The following is a 380-nucleotide window of genomic DNA, read 5'->3' as shown; positions in this document are numbered from 1 at the left end:
CATCAACCAGATTGCCTGGATTTGGTACTGTCCACGCACCTGTGATTGGATCGGTTGGTACTTGAACTGTGGTGCCATTCGGGAAGGTCACGGTTACTGTCGAACCAGGTTCTGCTGTTCCTGTAATTGGATCAACGGCATTGATTGGATCAATGTCTGGCGCATTCGGTGCAATCGTATCGATTGTCACTGTACCTGTATCTGTACCGACATTGCCTGCCAAGTCTGTCGCAGTCACGGTCACGGTATGTGGACCTTCACCCAACACTGGCAATACATTGTCTGCAAGGGTCCAAGTACCATCACCATTGTTCACCGCTGGATAGTCAATACCATTCACAGTCACAACAATGGTCGCATTCGGATCATTGATCGTACCG

General features: G+C 49.5%; 1 protein-coding gene. It reads right to left on the bottom strand.

Annotation, left to right across the window (positions count from 1 at the left end; all coding sequences use genetic code 11):
• Positions 1–380, bottom strand: a 380-nt coding sequence (locus V6E90_RS21590) for an Ig-like domain-containing protein (RefSeq protein WP_332606418.1), incomplete at both ends; no start/stop codon positions are given.

Source organism: Acinetobacter sp. ESBL14, assembly GCF_036668815.1.
Taxonomy (GTDB): Bacteria; Pseudomonadota; Gammaproteobacteria; order Pseudomonadales; family Moraxellaceae; genus Acinetobacter; species Acinetobacter gyllenbergii.
This window is presented reverse-complemented; position numbering and strand designations above follow the sequence as displayed.